The organism is Streptococcus sp. KHUD_018 (assembly GCF_054861215.1).
Genome location: NZ_CM142176.1, coordinates 920,738 through 942,323 on the forward strand (window position 1 = coordinate 920,738; position 21,586 = coordinate 942,323).

21 protein-coding genes are annotated in these 21,586 nt (G+C 41.0%); 16 read left to right on the forward strand and 5 right to left on the reverse strand.

Annotated elements, in window-relative coordinates; translation table 11 throughout:
* Positions 1–12: 12 nt before the first annotated feature.
* The 3 genes from ACVBD2_RS04690 to guaA all read right to left on the reverse strand — a co-directional run bounded on the left by ACVBD2_RS04690 (position 13) and on the right by guaA (position 4,639).
* Positions 13–2,067, reverse strand: coding sequence for an FtsX-like permease family protein (locus ACVBD2_RS04690; protein WP_461686226.1), 2,055 nt, complete (start codon positions 2,065–2,067; stop codon positions 13–15).
* Positions 2,057–2,830: an ABC transporter ATP-binding protein gene (locus tag ACVBD2_RS04695; protein ID WP_049479015.1), complete on the reverse strand. Its 774-nt coding sequence runs from the start codon at positions 2,828–2,830 to the stop codon at positions 2,057–2,059. Before ACVBD2_RS04695 ends, ACVBD2_RS04690 begins: the two co-directional genes overlap by 11 nt.
* A gap of 246 nt (positions 2,831–3,076) precedes the next feature.
* Complete coding sequence (gene guaA, locus ACVBD2_RS04700; RefSeq protein WP_000065697.1) at positions 3,077–4,639, reverse strand: glutamine-hydrolyzing GMP synthase; 1,563 nt, start codon at positions 4,637–4,639, stop codon at positions 3,077–3,079.
* A gap of 140 nt (positions 4,640–4,779) precedes the next feature.
* On the opposite strand from guaA, the gene ACVBD2_RS04705 reads away from it, so the two are divergent.
* From ACVBD2_RS04705 to ACVBD2_RS04755, 11 genes are all read left to right on the forward strand, one after another.
* Positions 4,780–5,478 carry a GntR family transcriptional regulator gene (locus ACVBD2_RS04705; RefSeq protein WP_000936182.1) on the forward strand — a complete coding sequence of 233 codons (699 nt, stop codon included), beginning with the start codon at positions 4,780–4,782 and terminating at the stop codon, positions 5,476–5,478.
* A 137-nt stretch (positions 5,479–5,615) separates the two neighbouring features.
* Positions 5,616–6,902, forward strand: coding sequence for a peptidase U32 family protein (locus tag ACVBD2_RS04710; protein ID WP_000169096.1), 1,287 nt, complete (start codon positions 5,616–5,618; stop codon positions 6,900–6,902).
* A 14-nt stretch (positions 6,903–6,916) separates the two neighbouring features.
* Positions 6,917–7,228, forward strand: a complete 312-nt coding sequence (locus ACVBD2_RS04715; RefSeq protein ID WP_008279616.1) for a CHY zinc finger protein — start codon at positions 6,917–6,919, stop codon at positions 7,226–7,228.
* A gap of 231 nt (positions 7,229–7,459) precedes the next feature.
* The gene (locus tag ACVBD2_RS04720; RefSeq protein ID WP_001054551.1) at positions 7,460–7,660 is read left to right on the forward strand and encodes a F0F1 ATP synthase subunit C; all 201 of its coding nucleotides are present in this window, start codon (positions 7,460–7,462) and stop codon (positions 7,658–7,660) included.
* A 32-nt stretch (positions 7,661–7,692) separates the two neighbouring features.
* Positions 7,693–8,409: a F0F1 ATP synthase subunit A gene (atpB, locus tag ACVBD2_RS04725; RefSeq protein WP_000392937.1), complete on the forward strand. Its 717-nt coding sequence runs from the start codon at positions 7,693–7,695 to the stop codon at positions 8,407–8,409.
* An 18-nt stretch (positions 8,410–8,427) separates the two neighbouring features.
* Complete coding sequence (gene atpF, locus ACVBD2_RS04730; protein WP_000366311.1) at positions 8,428–8,922, forward strand: F0F1 ATP synthase subunit B; 495 nt, start codon at positions 8,428–8,430, stop codon at positions 8,920–8,922.
* Positions 8,922–9,458: a F0F1 ATP synthase subunit delta gene (locus tag ACVBD2_RS04735; protein ID WP_000359021.1), complete on the forward strand. Its 537-nt coding sequence runs from the start codon at positions 8,922–8,924 to the stop codon at positions 9,456–9,458. Before atpF ends, ACVBD2_RS04735 begins: the two co-directional genes overlap by 1 nt.
* A 14-nt stretch (positions 9,459–9,472) precedes the next feature.
* Positions 9,473–10,978 carry a F0F1 ATP synthase subunit alpha gene (atpA, locus tag ACVBD2_RS04740; RefSeq protein ID WP_000996615.1) on the forward strand — a complete coding sequence of 502 codons (1,506 nt, stop codon included), beginning with the start codon at positions 9,473–9,475 and terminating at the stop codon, positions 10,976–10,978.
* Positions 10,979–10,993: 15 nt separating this feature from the next.
* The gene (locus ACVBD2_RS04745) at positions 10,994–11,872 is read left to right on the forward strand and encodes a F0F1 ATP synthase subunit gamma (RefSeq protein ID WP_000301235.1); all 879 of its coding nucleotides are present in this window, start codon (positions 10,994–10,996) and stop codon (positions 11,870–11,872) included.
* A 192-nt stretch (positions 11,873–12,064) separates the two neighbouring features.
* Positions 12,065–13,471, forward strand: coding sequence for a F0F1 ATP synthase subunit beta (gene atpD / locus ACVBD2_RS04750; protein ID WP_000094372.1), 1,407 nt, complete (start codon positions 12,065–12,067; stop codon positions 13,469–13,471).
* A gap of 10 nt (positions 13,472–13,481) precedes the next feature.
* A complete protein-coding gene (locus tag ACVBD2_RS04755; RefSeq protein ID WP_000940836.1) occupies positions 13,482–13,901 on the forward strand; it encodes a F0F1 ATP synthase subunit epsilon in 420 nt (139 codons plus the stop codon).
* Between the two features lie 32 nt (positions 13,902–13,933).
* On the opposite strand, the gene ACVBD2_RS04760 is transcribed toward ACVBD2_RS04755, so the two are convergent.
* Complete coding sequence (locus tag ACVBD2_RS04760; RefSeq protein WP_000665595.1) at positions 13,934–14,947, reverse strand: lactonase family protein; 1,014 nt, start codon at positions 14,945–14,947, stop codon at positions 13,934–13,936.
* A gap of 143 nt (positions 14,948–15,090) precedes the next feature.
* Between ACVBD2_RS04760 and ACVBD2_RS04765 the strand changes: the two genes are divergently transcribed.
* From ACVBD2_RS04765 to ACVBD2_RS04785, 5 genes are all read left to right on the forward strand, one after another.
* Entirely contained in the window at positions 15,091–16,257 is a 1,167-nt protein-coding gene (locus tag ACVBD2_RS04765) for an AI-2E family transporter (protein WP_461686227.1), read from the forward strand.
* Positions 16,247–17,476: a tetratricopeptide repeat protein gene (locus ACVBD2_RS04770; protein WP_461686228.1), complete on the forward strand. Its 1,230-nt coding sequence runs from the start codon at positions 16,247–16,249 to the stop codon at positions 17,474–17,476. Before ACVBD2_RS04765 ends, ACVBD2_RS04770 begins: the two co-directional genes overlap by 11 nt.
* Before the next feature lie 147 nt (positions 17,477–17,623).
* Positions 17,624–18,265: an amino acid ABC transporter permease gene (locus ACVBD2_RS04775; protein ID WP_461686229.1), complete on the forward strand. Its 642-nt coding sequence runs from the start codon at positions 17,624–17,626 to the stop codon at positions 18,263–18,265.
* Positions 18,266–18,274: 9 nt separating this feature from the next.
* Positions 18,275–18,904 carry an amino acid ABC transporter ATP-binding protein gene (locus ACVBD2_RS04780; protein WP_000891749.1) on the forward strand — a complete coding sequence of 210 codons (630 nt, stop codon included), beginning with the start codon at positions 18,275–18,277 and terminating at the stop codon, positions 18,902–18,904.
* 11 nt (positions 18,905–18,915) lie between these two features.
* Positions 18,916–19,752 (forward strand): amino acid ABC transporter substrate-binding protein, encoded by an 837-nt coding sequence (locus ACVBD2_RS04785; protein WP_461686295.1) that lies wholly within the window; start codon positions 18,916–18,918, stop codon positions 19,750–19,752.
* 272 nt (positions 19,753–20,024) lie between these two features.
* Here ACVBD2_RS04785 and lysS read toward each other — a convergent pair whose 3' ends face one another.
* On the reverse strand, positions 20,025–21,515 hold the full coding sequence (lysS, locus tag ACVBD2_RS04790; RefSeq protein WP_461686230.1) for a lysine--tRNA ligase: 1,491 nt from the start codon (positions 21,513–21,515) through the stop codon (positions 20,025–20,027).
* Between the last annotated feature and the right edge of the window lie 71 nt (positions 21,516–21,586).

Sequence of the window (21,586 nt, forward strand, 5' to 3'; positions counted from 1 at the left end):
TTTTACTCTACCTTATTCATCTCTTTTGGGTTCCATTAAGGACAACAAGTACTTGTTGCTATTTTTCTTTACAATTCTGATATAGATGACTTCAAAGCCTGCTAAGAGCAGTACTATCAGCATGGCTGTGATAAATTTTTGCCCCATGACCATTCTTGCACTGGCTGGTACTATTCCTGTGAGGAGGGAGCCCACTCCGAAGCTACTACTGATAAGTGCAAGGGCTATTGGCAGACCGAAATACCAATTGATTTGCTTTTCTGACGATTTACAAAGAGTTTCGTAGTTGGCTCCGAGATGGATTAAGGTTTGGTATCGTCTGTAGGATTGTCTTTGTCCCATCAAAAATTGAACGCCAATGATTGTATTTGCCACAACAAGGAAGATGATAGCCAGATAGATAGTGATATAGCTGGCAGAGATAATGTAAAATAGTTGTCTTCCCATATTTTGTATATAGCTTTCATAGCCAAGAGAGGCTTGATTTAGCTTTTCATTGGTATCTGAGATAGCTCTCATCAGACCTTTTTCTTTGACCAGCTCAGGAGCCAAGATACCGCTGACATAGTTCGAGTAGTGACCGTCTGTATAGTTCATAAAGACTTCATCTGGGACTATGAGGGCAACAGAGAGGGTGATTTCACGATCCGTTACAATCGGTAAAGACTCCACCTCTCCAATCAATTTTACATCATTTCCCATGACTTTGATTTGAGGCTTCGTCTTCAGAACAGAGTTGACGAGATTCTCATCCGGGAGAAAATCTTTCCCCATATACAAGTAGGCTTCCTTGCTAGTTAATTCTAGAGGAGGGAGATTGGCAGCCTTTCTAAGTTCATTGTATTCGGAAACTGGTATGAGGTGGGAAGTAGTAGACTGTTTAAATCTTTGGAGCAAAATTTCCATGTTCTTGCTGCCTTTTTGCTTTTTCAACTCCTTGATGATCTCTTCGAAGGACACGGACTCGTGTTCTTTCGGTTTGCCTACTTTAATTTGCAGAATCTTTGAAAACTGTGATGCTAGTCCAGCAGCTTCAAGCTCTTTTTTAACTGTATTCACATCAAGATTTTCATCTGTATCCTGCTTGCTATTTCTAAATGTATAATCCAATACGTGGGTTTGATTGCCTAAATTGCCACTTGAAATAGCAACACCTGCTCCAAAGAGGCACAAGGCAGAGAAGATTAAGAGGGAGCAGATGGCCAGTATAGTTGAGCGCTGGATAACTAATTCCTGAATCTGTCTAAAATTATAGGCATGAAGTTTTCGATTGCTTCCAAGCTTAACCAAGAAGTCTATAAATAAACGCATACCAAAGAAGAGGAGGATAGTTCCTAGAGTCCCCAAGAAAACAGTGATGCCCATGGTTATGACACTCTCCCAAGCTCGTCCACTCATACCCATGTAATAGGCTGTTCCAAGAAGTAAAATCCCTAGGACGGAAGCAAGAAGGTACACACCCTTGGGGAGTAGTTTCTTCATTCCAGAGGGTGAATAGGCGAGCAGGTTTCCGATTTCCTTATTGGCTGTTTTTGCACTTAAAAGAACAAAAACAGCTAATTTTACGGCTAGGAAGCCGATGACTGTATAGAGTAGAGCTGTAGTAGATAGAGAAAATTGATGCTCAATAATTCCTAGTCCCACAATTTTAGCGGTTATTAGGCTGATTAGTTCTGAAATCAAGATTGAAATTGGAAGACCTACTCCAAGGGCAAGGACACTGTTTCTCAAATCCTCAAGGAGGAGTAGCAAGAACAGTTTGGTTCTTCGCATGCCTAATGTGAGATACACACCAAATTCATGTTTTCTTCTTTCCATCTGCATACTGCTTGCGAAGTAGACTAGAAAAAAGAGAATAAAGAGCGTTGCTACGTAAAGAATCGGAATCATGCTAAAGAGTTTATTTACAGCGTCACTTTCTATTTGTTTTAGAAAGATCATCACATCTTGATGTGACAAAGAAAGGATGATGTAAAAGGAGATAATAGAAAGAACCATGGAACTGAAGTACAAGCCATTATTTTTTCGATCTCTCTTGCTATTTCTTGAGACTAATTTAGAAAACATTGCCATCACCTCCAGCTAGGGCTGCCATGACCTTTAGTATTCTGTGGTAAAAATCTTCCTGACTTTCTCTTGGATAATCGCGTCGGATTTCATGGAATAGTTTTCCGTCTTGGATGAACAAGATGCGGTTGCAAAAGCTGGCTGCGACTGAATCGTGTGTCACCATGAGAATGGTGGTTTCTTCCACTTGATTCATTTCAGCTAATTTTTGCATCAAAATGGTCGCATTTTTTGAATCCAAAGCTCCTGTGGGCTCATCTGCAAATACAATCTTAGGGTCTAAAATCAAAGCACGCGCAGCAGCTACCCTTTGCCGTTGACCACCTGATAATTGAGAAGGGAACTTATCCAGGAGTTCAGAAATATCTAGATATTGGGAGAGCAATTCTAATCGAACCTTGCTTTCGTTGGCATCGACCTTGTGCAAAGACAAGGGGAGTAAAATATTTTCTTTGGCTGTCAGATTGTCCAAAAGCTCAAAATTTTGAAAGAGGTAACCAATTTCCTTGCCACGATAATCAGCTAACTGGTTCCCTTTTAACTGACCTAAATCTTTTTCTTGCATTTGAATGGAGCCGTCAGTTGGTTTGATGATAGTAGCGAGACAGTTAAGAAGGGTTGTTTTCCCAGAACCACTGCTCCCCATAATCCCTAAGAATTCACCTTTGACAACTTGAAAAGATATACCGTTCAAGGCTTTGGTGATATTCGGATCTTTTCCATAATGCTTTTTTAATGATTCTACTCGTAAAATTGTTTCCATGTGAGACACCTCCATCTTTTGTTAATTTCATTATAATATGAATCAGAGTAGAATAACACTTACGGATGATGTAAGAAATCTTTATCATTAGGTTATTGGATCTATGCTTACTATATTATAGCATGGTTTTAGGGATTTAAAAAGCGGAGTTGAGAGTCGAGAAATTTTCTTAATATTGAAATTATAAAAAATAATACTACTGTAGTCCATGCTCCAGCAGTATTATTTATTATTTTATAGAAAATTCTATTCCCACTCCACGGTTGCGGGTGGTTTACTTGTAATATCGTAGACGATACGGTTAACGTGGTCCACTTCATTTACGATACGTACTGAAATCTTTTGAAGGACTTCCCAAGGAATCTTGGCAAAGTCAGCTGTCATACCATCGATAGAAGTGATCGCACGAATGGCGATGGTGTAGTCGTAAGTACGACCATCACCCATAACACCGACTGAACGAACGCCTGTGTTGACAGTGAAGTATTGCCAAATATCACGATCAAGACCAGCTTTAGCGATTTCTTCACGTAGGATAGCATCAGACTCACGAACAGTTTCTAGTTTTTCCTCAGTGATTTCACCCATGACACGGATAGCGAGTCCTGGTCCTGGGAATGGTTGGCGCCATACGATGTGGTCTGGCATACCAAGCTCTGTACCGAGGGCACGGACTTCGTCTTTATAAAGAGTGTTCAATGGCTCAATCAATTCAAACTGCATGTCTTCTGGAAGACCACCAACATTGTGGTGTGATTTGATGGTTTGAGCAGTATCTGTACCAGACTCAATCACGTCAGTGTAAAGCGTTCCCTGAGCAAGGAATTTTACATCTTTTAGCTTACTAGCTTCGTCATCAAAGACATAAACAAACTCGTTTCCGATGATTTTACGTTTTTGCTCAGGATCAGAAACACCTGCAAGTTTATCAAGGAATCGTTTAGCAGCGTCTGCTTTAACGATATTCAAACCAAACTTACCACCAAGCATGTCCATAACTTGGTCAGCCTCTCCCTTACGGAGAAGACCGTGGTCTACAAAGATACAGATCAATTGATCGCCGATTGCTTTCTGGAGAAGAACGCCAACAACAGAAGAGTCAACACCACCTGATAGGCCGAGAAGAACACGCTTGTCACCTACAGTTTCACGGATTTTTTTGATCTGCATATCGATGAAGTTGTCCATTGACCAGTCGCCTTTAGCCTGACAGATGTTAAGGGCAAAGTTGCGAAGGATATCATTCCCGTATACAGAATGGCGAACTTCTGGGTGGAATTGGATACCATAGATGTGCTTGTCAGGGTTTTCAATAGCTGCATAAGGACAGTCAGCAGAAGTTCCAGTACGAACAAAATCAGCTGGAATCTCTGTAACAGCATCGCCATGGCTCATCAAAACAATCTGTTCTTCAGGAGTCCCTTCAAAGAGGGCAGAAGTGGTATGGGTAAGTGGTGATTGGCCATACTCTCGGTTACCAGCATCACCTGCAGGGACAACTTTTCCTCCAAGTTTATGAGTTAAAAGTTGCATACCATAGCATATTCCTAAAATTGGAATGCCAAGTTCAAAAATTTCTGGGTCAATATCAAATGAACCATCTTCGTATACAGAGTTTGGTCCACCAGAGAGGATGATCCCTACAGGGTTAATCGCACGAACCTCTGCGGCTGAGATTTTATGACTTTTTAACTCTGAAAAAACACCAATTTCACGAATACGACGTGAAATCAGCTGGTTGTATTGGCTACCATAGTCCAGCACGATGATTTTTTCGACATCTTGCAAGTCAGTTGAAATGTTGCTCATCTTTTTCCTTTCTCAAAAGAAATATCTTTTTCAATATTCTATCACAAATAGGGGCGAATTACCAACTAAACAAGGCAAAGTTTGACTTTTTCTTAGCAAATACGGTACAATGGAGAAAATAAAGAAAAGAAGTGAGAATCATGTTACCAGCTTATATGAAAATCCACGATCAGATCAAGAAGGATATAGATGAGCATCATTGGAAAATCGGAGAGAGACTTCCAAGTGAGCGAGATTTAGCGGAACAGTTTCAAGTTAGCCGGATGACATTACGTCAGGCTATCTCTCTCTTGGTTGAGGAAGGAGTTTTGGAGCGTCGTGTAGGAAGTGGAACCTTTGTCTCTAGCACTCGTGTCCAAGAAAAAATGCGGGGTACAACCAGTTTTACGGAGATTGTCAAATCTCAGGGGAAAGTTCCTTCTAGTCAACTCATTTCTTACAGAAGAACCATTCCAAATGAGCAAGAGGTCGCTAATCTAGGGATTGCTCCGACAGAGAATATTATCCGCATGGAACGGGTGCGTTACGCTGACCAAGTTCCACTAGTCTATGAAGTCGCATCTATTCCTGAGAAATTTATTAAGGATTTCAAAAAAGAAGAAATCACCAGTCATTTCTTCCATACCTTGCAGCAACATGGCTATCGGATTGGCAAATCCCAACAGACCATTTATGCGAGATTGGCTAAGGAAAAAATTGCTCACTATCTAGAAGTTGAAAAAGGGCATGCCATTTTAGCCTTGACTCAGGTCTCTTATCTTGAAGATGGGACGGCTTTCGAGTATGTAAAGAGTCAATACGTGGGCGAACGCTTTGAATTTTATCTTGAAAATAACTAGTCTAGAAAGGCTAGTTTTTTGTTTTCTTAAAAGATTAGAATTGTCAAAACAATCTGTCTAGGCTTGATTTTATTGCTTATTTACTATAAAATGAGAAGGAAAAACGTCAAACTTTTATATTGCAAATAGGAGAAGAAATGACAAAAACATTAAAACGTCCTGAGGTTTTATCACCTGCAGGGACTTTAGAGAAGCTGAAAGTAGCTGTTCAATATGGTGCGGACGCAGTCTTCATCGGTGGACAGGCCTATGGTCTTCGTAGCCGTGCAGGAAACTTTACCTTTGAACAGATGGAAGAAGGCGTGCAGTTTGCTGCTAAGTACGGTGCCAAGGTCTATGTGGCTGCTAACATGGTTATGCACGAAGGAAACGAAGCTGGTGCTGGAGAATGGTTCCGTAAGTTGCGTGACATCGGGATTGCCGCAGTTATCGTGTCAGATCCAGCCTTGATTATGATTGCAGCAACCGAAGCACCAGGTCTTGAAATCCACCTTTCAACCCAAGCTAGTGCGACCAACTATGAAACTTTAGAGTTCTGGAAAGAACTTGGTCTAACTCGCGTGGTTTTGGCCCGTGAAGTTTCAATGGAAGAATTGGCAGAGATTCGCAAACGTACTGATGTAGAAATTGAAGCCTTTGTCCATGGAGCCATGTGTATTTCTTACTCAGGTCGCTGTACGTTATCAAACCACATGAGTATGCGTGATGCCAACCGTGGGGGCTGTTCTCAGTCTTGTCGTTGGAAATACGATCTTTATGACATGCCTTTTGGTCAAGAACGTAAGAGTCTGAAAGGTGAAATTCCAGAAGAATTTTCGATGTCAGCCGTTGACATGTCCATGATTGACCATATTCCAGATATGATCGAAAACGGTGTAGACAGTCTCAAGATTGAAGGTCGTATGAAGTCGATCCACTATGTTTCAACTGTGACCAACTGTTACAAGGCGGCTGTAGATGCTTATCTCGAAAGTCCCGAGAAATTTGAAGCCATCAAACAGGACTTGGTAGACGAGATGTGGAAGGTTGCCCAACGTGAATTGGCAACAGGTTTCTACTACGGTACACCGTCTGAAAACGAACAGTTGTTTGGCGCTCGTCGTAAAATTCCTGAATACAAGTTTGTCGCTGAAGTGGTTTCGTATGATGATGCGACTCAAACGGCAACCATTCGTCAACGGAATGTTATCAATGAAGGAGACCAAGTTGAGTTTTACGGACCAGGTTTCCGACATTTTGAAACTTATATCGAAGATCTTCATGATGCCAAGGGCAATAAAATAGACCGTGCTCCAAATCCAATGGAACTCTTGACAATCAAGGTTCCACAACCTGTTCAAGCAGGGGATATGGTCCGCGCTCTCAAGGAAGGGCTCATCAACCTCTATAAGGAAGACGGGACAAGTGTTACAGTTCGTGCCTAGATAAGGAAAAGGGAATGATACAAGCTCAAGGTTTATTGGTAGATGATGAAAGCAGATGTGTTCATTATCATAGTGAAAAGGATATTGTTTCACTCCAATGTTATGAATGCAAAAAATACTACGCATGCTATCAGTGTCACAATACTATGGAGACACATGTTTTTTCTCCCTATCCCTTGGCGCTTTTTGAGGATCGACCAATCTTATGTGGGGGTTGTAAGAGGACAATGACTTTCCAAGAATACCAAAAACAGATGGCTTGTCCTTACTGCAGTGCACCATTTAATCCAGGTTGTAAACAACACTATTCCTACTATTTTAAATAAAATGAATCGATCCAAGTTCTTAACTTGGATTTTTCAGTTTGTTTCAGAAAATAGAGTAAAATCAAGAAAAATTCGCAATCTAAAATGGAAAAACTTTCTATAGAATGGGGTAAAAACAGCAAAAATAGAAATAAATCATATGAAACGCTTTCAATGTTAGTAAAAAGTTGACAAAAACAAATTTTAGGACTAAACTAAGGAAGTAAATTTAAATAAAAAGGAGAATTCATCATGAATTTAACATTTTTCGGTCTATGTCTTGCCTGTATGGGTGTATCCCTTGCAGAAGGATTTTTGATGAACGGTTTGTTCAAGTCTGCAGCACGCCAACCAGACATCATCCCACAATTGCGTAGTTTGATGATCATGGGGATTGCCTTTATCGAAGGAACATTCTTTGTAACCTTGGCGATGTCATTTGTCATTAAATAGACAACTCTATTTAGAAATGGAGGTGTCAAACCATGGAAGAAAGTTTGAATCCAACCGTTAATATTGGACCAATATCCTTTGATTTGACCCTGCTTGCCATGTCTCTTGTAACTGTTTTGATGGTTTTTGCCTTTGTCTACTGGGCAAGTCGTAAAATGACCATCCGTCCAAAGGGCAAACAAAATGCTCTTGAGATGATTTACGACTTTGTGATTGGTTTTACCAAACCAAACATTGGAGAATCATACATCAAGGATTATTCCTTATTTCTGTTTTCTCTATTTCTGTTTATCTTGGTTGCCAATAATATCGGCTTAATGGCAAAAGTACAAACAACAAACGGTTATAACTTGTGGACTTCCCCAACAGCCAACCTTGGATACGATTTATCCCTATCATTCTTGATCACTTTGATCGCCCATGTAGAAGGAGTTCGTCGTAGAGGCGTTAAAGAATATTTGAGAGCATTTGTTACACCTGGCTTTATGACTCCGATGAACATTTTAGAAGAGTTCACCAATTTTGCTTCCTTGGCGATTCGGATCTACGGAAATATTTTTGCCGGTGAGGTCTTAGCTGGATTGCTATTAGCCTTGTCACAAAATGCTTTGTATTGGTATCCTTTTGCCTTTATCGCAAACATGTTATGGACAGCCTTTTCGATTTTCATTTCATGTATTCAAGCCTATGTCTTTACCATGTTGTCATCGATGTACATTGGTAAGAAGATAAATGCTGGGGAAGAGTAAGTAGAGGAGGATTAGAAGATGGATTTAACTATTAGTACCATTATTGGTGACTTTATTCTTATCGCTGGTTCCTTCCTTTTATTAATTTTTTTAGTGAAAAAATATGCCTGGGGAAATCTTACCAATATTTTAGATGAACGTGCTGAAAAAATTTCTTCAGATATTGACGGAGCAGAAGCTGCCCGTAAGAAGGCCGAAGAACTCGCTAGCAAACGTGAAGCTGAGTTGGCAGGTAGCCGTTCGGAAGCTAAGACAATTATCGAGAATGCAAAGGAAACAGCTGAGAAAAGTAGAGCTGACATCTTGGCTGAGGCGAAACTGGAAGCAGGACGCTTGAAAGAAAAAGCTAACCAAGAAATTGCTCAAAATAAAGCGGAAGCTTTACAAAGCGTTAAGGGTGAGGTAGCAGATTTGACGATTAGTCTCGCTGGTAAAATCATCTCACAAAACCTTGACGGACAAGCCCATAAAGAACTCATTGATCAGTACATCGATCAGCTAGGAGAAGCTTAATGGACAAAAAGACAGTAAAGGTAATTGAAAAATACAGCATGCCTTTTGTCCAATTGGTGATTGAAAAGGGAGAAGAAGACCGTATCTTTTCTGACTTAGCTCAAATCAAGCAAGTCGCAGAAGAAACAGACTTGCCTTCTTTTTTAGGTCAAGTGGCAGTAGGTGAGTCGGATAAGGAAAAAACCGTTCGTTTCTTCCAAGACTCAGTGTCACCATTAATGCAAAACTTTTTTCAGGTGCTGCTATACAATCACAGAGCAAATTTATTTTATGAAGTAATTGTAGATTGTTTGAGTCGACTTGAAAAAGAAACGAATCGATTTGAAGTAACGATTGCCTCCGCTCATCCATTAACAGATGACCAGAAGGCGCGATTGCTTCCTTTGATTGAGAAAAAAATGTCTCTGAAAGTTCGGACTATCAAAGAACAAATCGATGAAAGTCTCATTGGTGGTTTTGTCATTTTTGCCAATCACAAGACAATTGATGTGAGTATTAAACAGCAACTTCGTGTTGTTAAAGAAAATTTGAAATAGAAAGTGGTGTTCTTTTGGCAATTAACGCACAAGAAATCAGCGCTTTAATTAAGCAACAAATTGAAAATTTCAAACCCATTTTTGATGTGACTGAAACTGGTGTTGTAACCTATATCGGGGACGGTATTGCGCGTGCCCACGGCCTTGAAAATGCCATGAGTGGAGAGCTCTTGATTTTTGAAAACGGCTCTTATGGTATGGCGCAAAACTTGGAATCAACAGACGTTGGGATCATCATTCTCGGTGACTTCACGGATATCCGTGAAGGAGACACTATCCGTCGCACGGGTAAAATCATGGAAGTTCCTGTCGGTGATAACTTGATTGGACGTGTTGTGGATCCACTTGGTCGTCCCGTTGATGGTCTCGGAGAAATCCATACTGACAAGACTCGTCCAGTAGAAGCACCAGCTCCTGGTGTTATGGAGCGTAAGTCTGTATCAGAACCATTGCAAACAGGTTTGAAAGCTATTGACGCCCTTGTACCGATTGGTCGTGGTCAGCGTGAGCTGATCATTGGTGACCGTCAGACAGGGAAAACAACCATTGCAATCGATACCATCTTGAACCAAAAAGGGCAAGATATGATATGTATCTATGTAGCGATTGGACAAAAAGAATCAACAGTTCGTACACAAGTAGAAACACTTCGTCAGTACGGTGCCTTGGATTACACAATCGTTGTGACAGCCTCAGCTTCACAACCTTCTCCATTACTCTTCCTTGCTCCATATGCAGGGGTCGCTATGGCAGAAGAATTCATGTACCAAGGCAAGCATGTTTTGATCGTTTATGATGACCTATCTAAACAAGCGGTAGCTTATCGTGAACTTTCTCTCTTGCTCCGTCGTCCACCAGGTCGTGAGGCCTTCCCAGGGGATGTCTTCTACCTTCACAGCCGTTTGCTTGAGCGCTCAGCCAAAGTTTCTGACGAGCTTGGTGGTGGATCAATCACAGCCCTACCATTTATTGAGACGCAAGCAGGAGATATCTCTGCCTATATCGCAACCAACGTGATTTCTATCACTGACGGACAAATCTTCCTTGGAGATGGACTCTTTAACGCAGGTATTCGCCCAGCTATTGATGCGGGTTCATCTGTATCTCGTGTAGGTGGTTCTGCTCAGATTAAAGCCATGAAGAAGGTTGCTGGTACTCTTCGTATCGACCTTGCTTCATACCGTGAGTTAGAAGCCTTCACTAAGTTCGGTTCGGACTTGGATGCGGCTACTCAAGCTAAGTTGAATCGTGGTCGTCGTACGGTAGAAGTATTGAAACAACCTGTTCACAAGCCTTTGCCTGTTGAGAAACAAGTGACGATCCTGTATGCTTTGACACACGGATTCTTGGATACAGTTCCTGTAAATGACATTGTTCGTTTTGAGGAAGAGTTCCATGCCTTCTTTGATGCACAACATCCAGAGATTTTGGAAACCATTCGTGAAACAAAAGACTTGCCAGAAGAAGCAGTCTTGGATGCTGCGATTACAGAGTTTCTCAATCAATCCAGCTTCCAATAAGAATAGAGGTGTCAGATGGCAGTATCTCTAAATGATATTAAAACAAAAATCGCCTCAACAAAAAATACTAGTCAAATCACTAATGCCATGCAAATGGTATCGGCTGCCAAGTTAGGTCGCTCTGAAGAAGCAGCACGCAATTTTCAAGTTTATGCTCAGAAGGTTCGTAAGCTTTTGACGGATATTCTACATGGTAACGGATCTGGTGGCTCTACCAATCCAATGCTCATTAGTCGTCCAGTTAAGAAAACAGGCTATATCGTTATTACTTCAGACCGTGGCTTGGTTGGAGGTTATAATGCTTCCATCCTTAAAGCTGTGATGGAGCTGAAAGAAGAATATCATCCAAATGGTGATGACTTTGAAGTTATCTGTATTGGTGGTATGGGGGCTGATTTCTTTAAGGCTCGTGGCATTCAACCAATCTATGAATTGCGGGGCTTGGCCGACCAACCAAGTTTTGATGAAGTTCGTAAAATTATTTCAAAAACGATTGAGATGTACCAAAATGAACTCTTTGATGAACTTTATGTTTGCTATAATCACCACGTCAATACGCTTACCAGCCAAATGCGTGTGGAGCAAATGCTTCCGATTGTTGACCTCGATCCAAATGAAGCAGATGAGGAGTATAGCTTGACATTTGAGTTGGAAACAAGTCGAGAAGAAATTTTGGAGCAATTGTTGCCTCAGTATGCTGAAAGTATGATTTACGGGGCTATTATCGATGCCAAGACAGCTGAAAATGCCGCTGGTATGACAGCCATGCAAACGGCGACTGATAATGCCAAGAAAGTTATCAATGATTTGACAATCCAGTATAACCGTGCCAGACAGGCGGCGATTACACAAGAAATTACAGAAATCGTAGCGGGGGCTAGTGCCTTAGAATAAGGCTTTAGTCCAGCTCGTATGAAAATGAACTTATACTCAATGAAAATCAAAGAGCAAACTAGGAAGCTAGCTGTAGACTGTACTTGAGTACGGTAAGGCGACGCTGACGTGGTTTGAATTTGATTTTCGAAGAGTATTAGGACCTAGTTGAGCTAGGAACCGACAGTATCTTATATAGAATAGGAGAAGGAGATGAGTTCAGGTAAAATTGCTCAGGTTATTGGACCCGTTGTAGACGTCTTGTTTGCAGCAGGGGAAACACTTCCTGAGATTAACAATGCACTTGTCGTCTACAAGAATGACGAAAGAAAAACAAAAATCGTCCTTGAAGTAGCCTTGGAGTTGGGAGATGGTATGGTCCGTACGATCGCCATGGAATCAACAGATGGTTTGACTCGTGGAATGGAAGTTTTGGACACAGGCCGTCCAATCTCTGTTCCAGTAGGTAAAGAAACTTTGGGACGTGTCTTCAATGTTTTGGGAGATACCATTGACTTGGATGCTCCTTTTGCTGAAGACGCTGAGCGTCAGCCAATTCATAAAAAAGCTCCGACTTTTGATGAGTTGTCTACCTCTTCTGAAATTCTTGAAACTGGGATTAAGGTTATCGACCTTCTTGCCCCATACCTTAAAGGGGGGAAAGTCGGACTCTTCGGTGGTGCCGGAGTTGGTAAAACCGTATTGATCCAAGAATTGATTCACAATATTGCCCAAGAACACGGTGGGATTTCCGTATTTACTGGTGTTGGGGAACGTACCCGTGAGGGGAACGACCTCTACTGGGAAATGAAAGAATCAGGCGTTATCGAGAAAACAGCCATGGTATTTGGTCAGATGAATGAACCACCAGGAGCACGTATGCGTGTTGCCCTTACTGGTTTGACCATCGCCGAATACTTCCGTGATGTAGAAGGCCAAGATGTGCTTCTCTTTATCGACAATATTTTCCGTTTCACTCAGGCTGGTTCAGAAGTATCTGCCCTTTTGGGTCGGATGCCTTCAGCCGTTGGTTACCAACCAACACTTGCAACGGAGATGGGTCAATTGCAAGAGCGTATCACGTCAACTAAGAAGGGTTCTGTAACCTCAATCCAGGCTATCTATGTGCCAGCGGATGACTACACTGACCCTGCGCCAGCAACAGCTTTCGCTCACTTGGATTCAACAACAAACTTGGAACGTAAGTTGGTACAGTTGGGTATCTACCCGGCCGTTGACCCTCTAGCTTCAAGCTCTCGTGCCTTGGCACCTGAGATTGTTGGTGAGGAGCACTATGCAGTTGCTGCTGAGGTTAAACGTGTCCTTCAACGTTACCATGAATTGCAAGATATCATTGCTATCCTTGGTATGGATGAACTTTCTGATGAAGAAAAAACCTTGGTTGCACGTGCCCGTCGTATCCAGTTCTTCTTGTCTCAAAACTTTAACGTTGCAGAACAATTTACTGGTCAACCTGGTTCTTATGTACCAGTAGCGGAAACAGTTCGTGGCTTTAAGGAAATTCTTGAAGGAAAACATGACCAGCTACCAGAAGATGCCTTCCGTGGTGTCGGTTCAATCGAAGACGTCATTGCTAAGGCAGAGAAAATGGGATTTTAAGAGGTGATCTATGGCTCATTTAACTGTCCAGATCGTGACACCAGATGGCCTCGTCTATGATCACCATGCCAGCTTTGTATCGGTACGAACTCTGGATGGTGAGATGGGGATCTTGCCACGACATGAAAATATGATTGCGGTTTTAGCGGTTGATGAAGTGAAGGTAAAACGTATCGATGATGATACTCATGTGAACTGGATTGCAGTGAACGGAGGAATTATCGAGATTGCCAATGACATCATTACTATTGTAGCAGACTCAGCAGAACGTGCTCGTGATATCGATATCAGTCGTGCTGAACGTGCAAAACTTCGCGCTGAACGAGAAATCGAAGAAGCCCATGACAAGCATTTGATTGACCAAGAGCGTCGTGCAAAAATCGCATTGCAACGTGCTATCAACCGTATCAATGTCGGAAATAGACTATAAAAAAATGAACTTGAAACTCAAGTTCATTTTTTTTAATGTGGGAAGTTGATGCAGACTGCTTCAGGGACATGAAAGTCGTTAGAAAGTTCTGCAAGACGACCACTTTTAGGATTGCGTTTAAAGACGGTTGCGTTATCAGAATCTTGATGAACAGCAATGAGAAACTCTTGATCAGGAGTTAGGTCGAAATCACGTGGATTTTTACCATGACTTGGTACAATCTCTAATAATTCCAAGCTACCATCAGCGAGGATTGTATAGACTGCAATGGAATCATGACCTCGGTTAGATGCATAGAGGTATTTGCCATCTTTTGAAAGACGAATGGCAGCAGTAGCATTGAAGCCTTCGTATCCATCTGGTAAGGTTGAAATGACTTGCATGCGTTCAAATTCACCGACCCCATCATAAATCAAGACCTCGATAGTGCTATTAAGTTCGCAGATGAGATAGGCAATCTTATAGTGGTGGTGGAAAACGATGTGGCGAGCACCTGCTCCAGCTTGGCCGTGATAAGTGTGGAGCTTACTTAGTTTTCCTTCTGGACTAACATCGTAGGTCGTTACTTCATCTGTACCTAGATCACAGGTGACGAGATACTGGTCAGGTGTTAGATCTGTAAAGTGTACATGTGGAGAAGTTTGGTTTTCATGAGGGCCTTGTCCTCTATGCTGATCTAGATCCGTTTGGATGAGGCTACCATCCGTTTGGCGCTTATAAACTAGAACTTGGCCTTTGTGGTAGTTAGCTCCGTATACGAGACCACGTTTTTCATCCACTGCCACATAGCAATGGGGAGCGCCTTCTTCAACCACATGATTTAGCAAAGCGCCATCTGTCTTGTATGCAGCGATTCCACCTAAGCCATCCTGGCTTCCTACGGTGTATATGTGTTGCTGTTGGTCAAAGGCAAGGTAGGTCGGACTTGGTTCAGCAGCAAAGAGTTCAAGATCTGCAAGCTGGCCTGTCTCTGTATCAAAATCTGCCTTGTAAATCCCTTTAGATAAGCGACGAGTGTAAGTTCCAAAATAAACAGTTTCTTTCATGTCCATACCTCTTAATAATGATAAGTTCATTATACCACAAAATGACAGTCTGGAAGTGTTCATTTAATCTATGTAAGCACTTTAATAAGAGTTATTTTAAATTAAAAATGGTATAATGAGAGAATGACAGAAAGGATGTATTTATGGAACATAAAGAGAAACATTTTAGCCTATCTTGGTTTTTTAAGTGGTTTTTAGATAATAAAGCCATCACTGTATTTTTAGTAACCTTGTTACTGGGGCTAAACATTTTTATTCTAAGTAAGATTAGTTTTATCTTTTTACCTGTTTTGGATTTTTTAGGGGTTGTCATGTTGCCAGTTATTTTATCTGGTTTACTTTATTACCTCCTCAATCCGATTGTTGACTGGATGGAGAAACACAAGATCAATCGCGTTCTTGCCATCAGTATTGTTTTTGTTATTATCGGACTTTTTATCATTTGGGGTCTGGCAGTCGCTATTCCAAATCTTCAACGCCAGGTCTTAAATTTTGCAAAGAATGTGCCGACTTATCTTAAGGATGCTGATATGGTTATCAATGACCTTGTAACCAAACGCTTGCCAGATGATTTTAGACCTCAGTTGGAGCAGGTTCTTGCAAATGTTTCTACAGAAGCAACGATATGGGCCAGCAAAATTTCTTCTCAAGCCGTCAACTGGGTCAGCGCCTTTATCAGTAGTGTTTCTCAGGTGATTGTAGCGGTCATTATCGTACCCTTTATGCTCTTTTATCTTTTGAGAGATGGGAAAGGATTGCGGGATTACCTAACTAAATTCATCCCAAACAAGTTAAAAGAACCTGTCGGACAAGTTTTGTCAGATGTTAATAAACAGTTGTCAAACTACGTTAGAGGGCAGGTTACAGTTGCTATTGTCGTGGCGATTATGTTTATTATCTTCTTTAAGATTATTGGTCTCAGATATGCTGTGACTCTTGGTATTACGGCTGGTATCCTCAATCTAGTACCTTATCTAGGTAGTTTCCTTGCCATGTTGCCTGCTTTGGTTTTGGGCTTGATTGCAGGACCTATCATGCTATTGAAAGTTGTCATTGTCTTTATCGTAGAACAAACGATTGAAGGTCGCTTCGTATCACCTCTTATTTTAGGTAGTCAGCTCAATATTCATCCGATCAATGTCCTCTTTGTTCTCCTAACTTCAGGTTCTATGTTTGGTATTTGGGGAGTCTTGCTGGGAATTCCTGTCTATGCTTCTGCCAAGGTCGTTATCTCTGCTATCTTTAACTGGTACAAAAAAGTCAGCGGTCTGTATGAAGAAGAAGGGGAGGAAATCAAGAGTGAACAATAGTCAACGCATGCTCCAGGCTTTGGATGAACAGGATTTAACCAAGGCGGATCAGTATTTTCACAAAGCTCTTGAAACAGATTCAAGTGAAGTTCTTTACGAACTAGCAAGCTATCTAGAGGGAATTGGATTTTATCCTCAAGCAAAAGAAATTTACCAAAATATCATTACAGAATTTCCAGAAGTGAACCTGAACTTAGCCAGCATTGCTAGCGAGGATGGCAATGCTGAGGAAGCCTTTGCTTACCTTGAGGAAATCACACCTGAAAGTGACTGGTATGTATCGGCTTTGGCCTTGAAGGCCGACCTCTATCAGTTGGAAGAATTGACAGATGTAGCACGTGAAAAGTTACTGGAAGCCTTAAACTACTCAGATGAACCGTTATTAATTTTTGGTTTGGCTGAGTTGGATAGTGAGTTAGGAAACTATCAGGAAGCCATTCAGGGATATGCTCAATTAGACAGTCGCTCCATCTATGAACAAACGGGTGTCTCAACCTATCAGCGAATCGGCTACGCTTATGCCCAGTTAGGCAAGTTTGAAGCTGCTACAGAGTTTTTAGAAAAAGCCTTGGAACTAGAATACGATGACCAAACTGCCTTTGAACTGGCTAGTCTTTACTTTGACCAAGAAGAGTATCAAAAATCAACTCTCTACTTTAAGCAGATTGATACTATTTCGCCAGATTTTGAAGGATATGAGTATGGTTATAGTCAAGCCTTGCACAAGGAACATCAGATAGAAGAAGCTCTCCGTATCGCTAAACAGGGGTTGGAGAAAAATCCATTTGAAACTCGTCTCTTACTAGCTGCTTCTCAGTTCTCGTATGAATTACATGATCCTAGCGGTGCGGAGGACTTTCTCATTACTGCAAAAGAAGATGCAGAGGATACAGAAGAAATATTCCTTCGCCTTGCAACCATTTATATGGAACAAGAGCGGTTTGAGGATATTATCTCTCTCCGAAGTCAAGAACCTGAAAACGTCCTGACCAAGTGGATGATTGCACGTTCTTACCAGGAAATCGAGGATTTAGATAAGGCTTATGAGCTCTATCAAGAACTGTCGTCTGACCTCAAGGACAATCCAGAGTTTCTGGAGCAATATACTTATCTCTTGCGTGAATTGGGGTATTTTGAAGAAGCTAAGACTCAAGCAGAGGCATATTTAAAACTGATTCCAGATGATGTTCAGATGCAAGAACTGCTAGAAACACTTTAAAAATATCCTATAAAGCAAAACTGTATCTAGTCATTTTGATGGATACGGTTTTTTATTTTCAAAAAGAAACAGAATTTTTTTGCAATAACCCTTGCTAAATTGTTTATTTATGCTATAATAGGAACAATTATTTTTAGGAGGTGCAGTATGTCTTATTTGTTTGAGATATTACCGAGTTTATTGAGCGGTGCAAGCATGACTTTACAGGTTTTTGTACTGGTCTTGATTTTTTCTATTCCCTTGGGCGTTTTGATTGCCTTTGCCTTGCAAGTCCATTGGAAACTCCTCCATTATCTGATCAACATTTATATCTGGATCATGCGGGGAACACCTTTGCTCTTGCAATTGATCTTTATCTATTATGTACTCCCAAATATTGGGATTCGTTTGGATCGCCTTCCTGCGGCAATTATTGCCTTTGTTTTGAATTATGCAGCTTACTTTGCTGAAATCTTCCGTGGGGGGATTAATACCATTCCTAAGGGGCAATATGAGGCTGCTAAGGTCTTGAAGTTTAGCCCTTTTGCCACAGTGCGCTATATTATCTTACCACAGGTGACCAAAATTGTTCTTCCTAGTGTATTTAATGAAGTCATGAGTTTGGTCAAGGATACTTCTTTGGTCTATGCCTTAGGTATTTCAGATTTGATTTTGGCTAGTCGTACAGCAGCCAACCGTGATGCTAGTCTGATTCCTATGTTCTTGGCAGGAGCAATTTACTTGATTTTGATTGGTATTGTGACTATCCTTGCCAAAAAAGTTGAGAAGAAGTACAGTTACTATAGATAGGAGGTTGCCATGTTAGAATTACGAAACATCAACAAGGCCTTTGGTGGTAAACAAATCTTAACCAACTTCAGCCTATCTATTCCTGAAAAGCAAATCCTGGCAATCGTAGGTCCATCAGGAGGCGGAAAAACAACCTTATTACGTATGTTAGCTGGACTGGAAACTATCGATTCTGGAGAAATCTACTATAACGGTGAATCTCTAGCTTTAGACGAACTAGAAAAGCGCAACCTACTAGGATTTGTCTTCCAAGATTTTCAACTCTTTCCGCATTTATCAGTTCTGGACAATTTGACCCTATCGCCTGTGAAAACTATGGGAATGAAGCAGGAAGAGGCTGAGAAGAAGGCGCGTGGACTCTTGGAACAGTTAGGACTAGCAGGGCACGCAGATGCTTATCCCTTCTCACTATCAGGTGGGCAAAAGCAGCGGGTGGCTTTGGCGCGTGCTATGATGATTGATCCAGAAATCATTGGTTACGATGAACCAACTTCTGCCTTGGATCCAGAATTACGCTTGGAAGTGGAAAAACTGATTTTGCAAAATAGGGAACTTGGGATGACGCAAATTGTGGTTACCCACGATTTACAATTCGCTGAAAATATTGCAGATGTATTATTAAAAGTAGAGCCTAAATAGGAGGAAAAATGATGAAAAAATTGATGCTTGTATTAGTTAGTCTAATGACTGCTTTGTTCTTAGTAGCTTGTGGGAAAAATTCTAGTGAAACTAGTGGAGATAATTGGTCTAAGTACGAGTCTAACAAGTCTATTACTATTGGGTTTGATAGTACTTTTGTTCCAATGGGATTTGCTCAGAAAGATGATTCCTATGCGGGATTTGATATTGATTTAGCTACAGCTGTTTTTGAAAAATACGGTATTACGGTAAATTGGCAACCGATTGATTGGGATTTGAAAGAAGCTGAATTGACAAAAGGAACGATTGATCTGATTTGGAATGGCTATTCCGCTACAGACGAACGTCGTGAAAAGGTAGCATTCAGTAACTCATATATGAAGAATGAGCAGGTATTGGTTACTAAGAAATCGTCAGGTATCACGACTGCAAAAGATATGACTGGAAAGACTTTGGGAGCTCAAGCTGGTTCATCTGGTTATGCGGACTTTGAAGGAAAGCCAGCGATTTTGAAGGATATTGTCGCTAATAATGAAGCGAATCAATACCAAACCTTTAATGAAGCCTTGATTGATTTGAAAAACGATCGAATTGACGGCCTATTGATTGATCGTGTCTATGCAAACTATTATTTAGAAGCAGAAGGCGTTTTAAACGATTATAATGTCTTTACAGTTGGACTAGAAACAGAAGCTTTTGCAGTTGGAGCACGTAAGGAAGATACTACTCTGGTTAATAAGATAAATGAAGGATTTTCTAGTCTTTACAAGGATGGTAAGTTCCAAGAAATTAGTCAAAAATGGTTTGGAGAAGATGTAGCAACCAAAGAAGTACAAGGAGGACAGTGAGATAAAATAGTGGATGAGACTGCGTTTTGATTAGCAAAACGTAGTCTTTTTATCAATTGGGAAAGAGCATGATAGCCATTTAATATAGCGGATTGAATCTGGAATAGTATACTGTGACTTCTAAAACATTGCTAGAAATTGATTTGACTTTCCCAATCAATTTGTTCAGATTTTATTTCACTATATTCTTGAAAGATTTTCTAAATTTTTTCCTCAAATTGAGTCTCTTTTTGCATCGAAAAATCCTCTGGCAAAAACCAGAGGATAAGGGGTTATTTCATTGTTGGGAAGAGTAGAACGTCACGGATAGTGGTTGTATCAGTGAGGAGCATGCAGAGACGGTCGATACCGATACCCAAACCACCTGTTGGTGGCATACCGTATTCAAGAGCCTCGATGTAGTCGTAATCGATACCTGTTGCTTCATCGTCCCCAAGTTCTTTAGCTTTGGCTTGAGCTTCGAAACGGCTAAGTTGATCGATTGGATCATTCAACTCAGAATAGGCATTTCCGTATTCTTTGGTCATAATGAAGAGCTCGAAACGGTCAGTAAAGCGTTCATCTTCAGGGTTTTTCTTAGCGAGTGGAGATACAGCTACTGGATGTCCATAAACGAAGGTTGGTTGGATCAATGTTTCTTCGACAAATTCTTCAAAGAAGGCATTGATGATGTGACCAACTTCAGTGTAATGCTTTTCAACAGGTACATGTTTTTCATTGGCAAGAGCTACGGCTTCTTCGAAAGTTAAATCTTGCCAGAAGTCAACACCAGTAATTTCCTTGATAGCATCCACCATGTGAACACGTTTAAATGGTTCATTAATCTTGATTTCAGTGCCTTGATAGTTTACTGGACCATCTCCTTTGACAGCCTTAGCAGCGTGTTGGATAATACCTTCAGTCAAGTCCATGATATCTTGGAAATCTGCATAAGCTTGGTAAACTTCGATAGAAGTAAACTCAGGGTTATGTGTAGCGTCCATTCCTTCGTTACGGAAGATACGGCCAATCTCATAAACGCGCTCCATACCACCAACGATAAGACGTTTCAAGTGAAGCTCAGTTGCGATACGAAGGACCATGTCAATGTTTTGGGCATTGTGGTGAGTGATAAATGGACGGGCAGCAGCACCACCGGCTTCATTATGAAGAACAGGTGTTTCCACTTCAAGGAAACCTTTTTGATCTAGATAACGACGGATTTCAGAGATGATTTTTGAACGAGTGACAAAGCGCTCAAAACTTTCACGGTTAGAAATCAAGTCTAGATAACGTTTACGGTAAATCGTTTCAACGTCTGTCAAACCGTGGAATTTCTCAGGAAGCGGACGAAGTGCTTTAGACAAGTGTGTAATGTGAGTTGCCTTGATAGAGAGCTCTCCCATATCTGTACGCATGACTTCACCTTCGACACCAAGGAAGTCACCGAGGTCAGCCTTTTTGAAGATTTCGTAGTTTTCTTCACCGACTTCGTCTTTACGAACGTAGATTTGGATTTGACCTTCGCGGTCTTGAAGATGGGCGAAGCCAACTTTCCCTTTACCACGTTTGGTTACTAAACGTCCAGCGATAGTAGCAGTTTCGTTTAATTCATGTAATTGTTCTTTATCAAGTTCTGCAAATTTGTCTTTTAGTTCTTGAGAGTTAGCAGTACGTTCAAAACGTTTTCCGAAGGGATCGATTCCTTGTTCACGGAGCGCAGCCATTTTTTCACGGCGAACGATCTGCTGGTCATTTAGTTCTTCCATATGTTCTGTAGACATGGGTTCCTCCTAATTTTACTCAAAATTTGATACGATGAGTCATTTTTTGCGATACTCCCATTTTATCATAA

Coding starts and splice junctions, on each gene's coding strand:
- ACVBD2_RS04690 (WP_461686226.1), bottom strand. CDS start 2,067: ATGTTTTCTAAATTAGTCTCAAGAAATAGCAAGAGAGATCGAAAAAAT.
- ACVBD2_RS04695 (WP_049479015.1), bottom strand. CDS start 2,830: ATGGAAACAATTTTACGAGTAGAATCATTAAAAAAGCATTATGGAAAA.
- guaA (WP_000065697.1), bottom strand. CDS start 4,639: ATGAGCAACATTTCAACTGACTTGCAAGATGTCGAAAAAATCATCGTG.
- ACVBD2_RS04705 (WP_000936182.1), top strand. CDS start 4,780: ATGTTACCAGCTTATATGAAAATCCACGATCAGATCAAGAAGGATATA.
- ACVBD2_RS04710 (WP_000169096.1), top strand. CDS start 5,616: ATGACAAAAACATTAAAACGTCCTGAGGTTTTATCACCTGCAGGGACT.
- ACVBD2_RS04715 (WP_008279616.1), top strand. CDS start 6,917: ATGATACAAGCTCAAGGTTTATTGGTAGATGATGAAAGCAGATGTGTT.
- ACVBD2_RS04720 (WP_001054551.1), top strand. CDS start 7,460: ATGAATTTAACATTTTTCGGTCTATGTCTTGCCTGTATGGGTGTATCC.
- atpB (WP_000392937.1), top strand. CDS start 7,693: ATGGAAGAAAGTTTGAATCCAACCGTTAATATTGGACCAATATCCTTT.
- atpF (WP_000366311.1), top strand. CDS start 8,428: ATGGATTTAACTATTAGTACCATTATTGGTGACTTTATTCTTATCGCT.
- ACVBD2_RS04735 (WP_000359021.1), top strand. CDS start 8,922: ATGGACAAAAAGACAGTAAAGGTAATTGAAAAATACAGCATGCCTTTT.
- ACVBD2_RS04745 (WP_000301235.1), top strand. CDS start 10,994: ATGGCAGTATCTCTAAATGATATTAAAACAAAAATCGCCTCAACAAAA.
- atpD (WP_000094372.1), top strand. CDS start 12,065: ATGAGTTCAGGTAAAATTGCTCAGGTTATTGGACCCGTTGTAGACGTC.
- ACVBD2_RS04755 (WP_000940836.1), top strand. CDS start 13,482: ATGGCTCATTTAACTGTCCAGATCGTGACACCAGATGGCCTCGTCTAT.
- ACVBD2_RS04760 (WP_000665595.1), bottom strand. CDS start 14,947: ATGAAAGAAACTGTTTATTTTGGAACTTACACTCGTCGCTTATCTAAA.
- ACVBD2_RS04765 (WP_461686227.1), top strand. CDS start 15,091: ATGGAACATAAAGAGAAACATTTTAGCCTATCTTGGTTTTTTAAGTGG.
- ACVBD2_RS04775 (WP_461686229.1), top strand. CDS start 17,624: ATGTCTTATTTGTTTGAGATATTACCGAGTTTATTGAGCGGTGCAAGC.
- ACVBD2_RS04780 (WP_000891749.1), top strand. CDS start 18,275: ATGTTAGAATTACGAAACATCAACAAGGCCTTTGGTGGTAAACAAATC.
- ACVBD2_RS04785 (WP_461686295.1), top strand. CDS start 18,916: ATGAAAAAATTGATGCTTGTATTAGTTAGTCTAATGACTGCTTTGTTC.
- lysS (WP_461686230.1), bottom strand. CDS start 21,515: ATGTCTACAGAACATATGGAAGAACTAAATGACCAGCAGATCGTTCGC.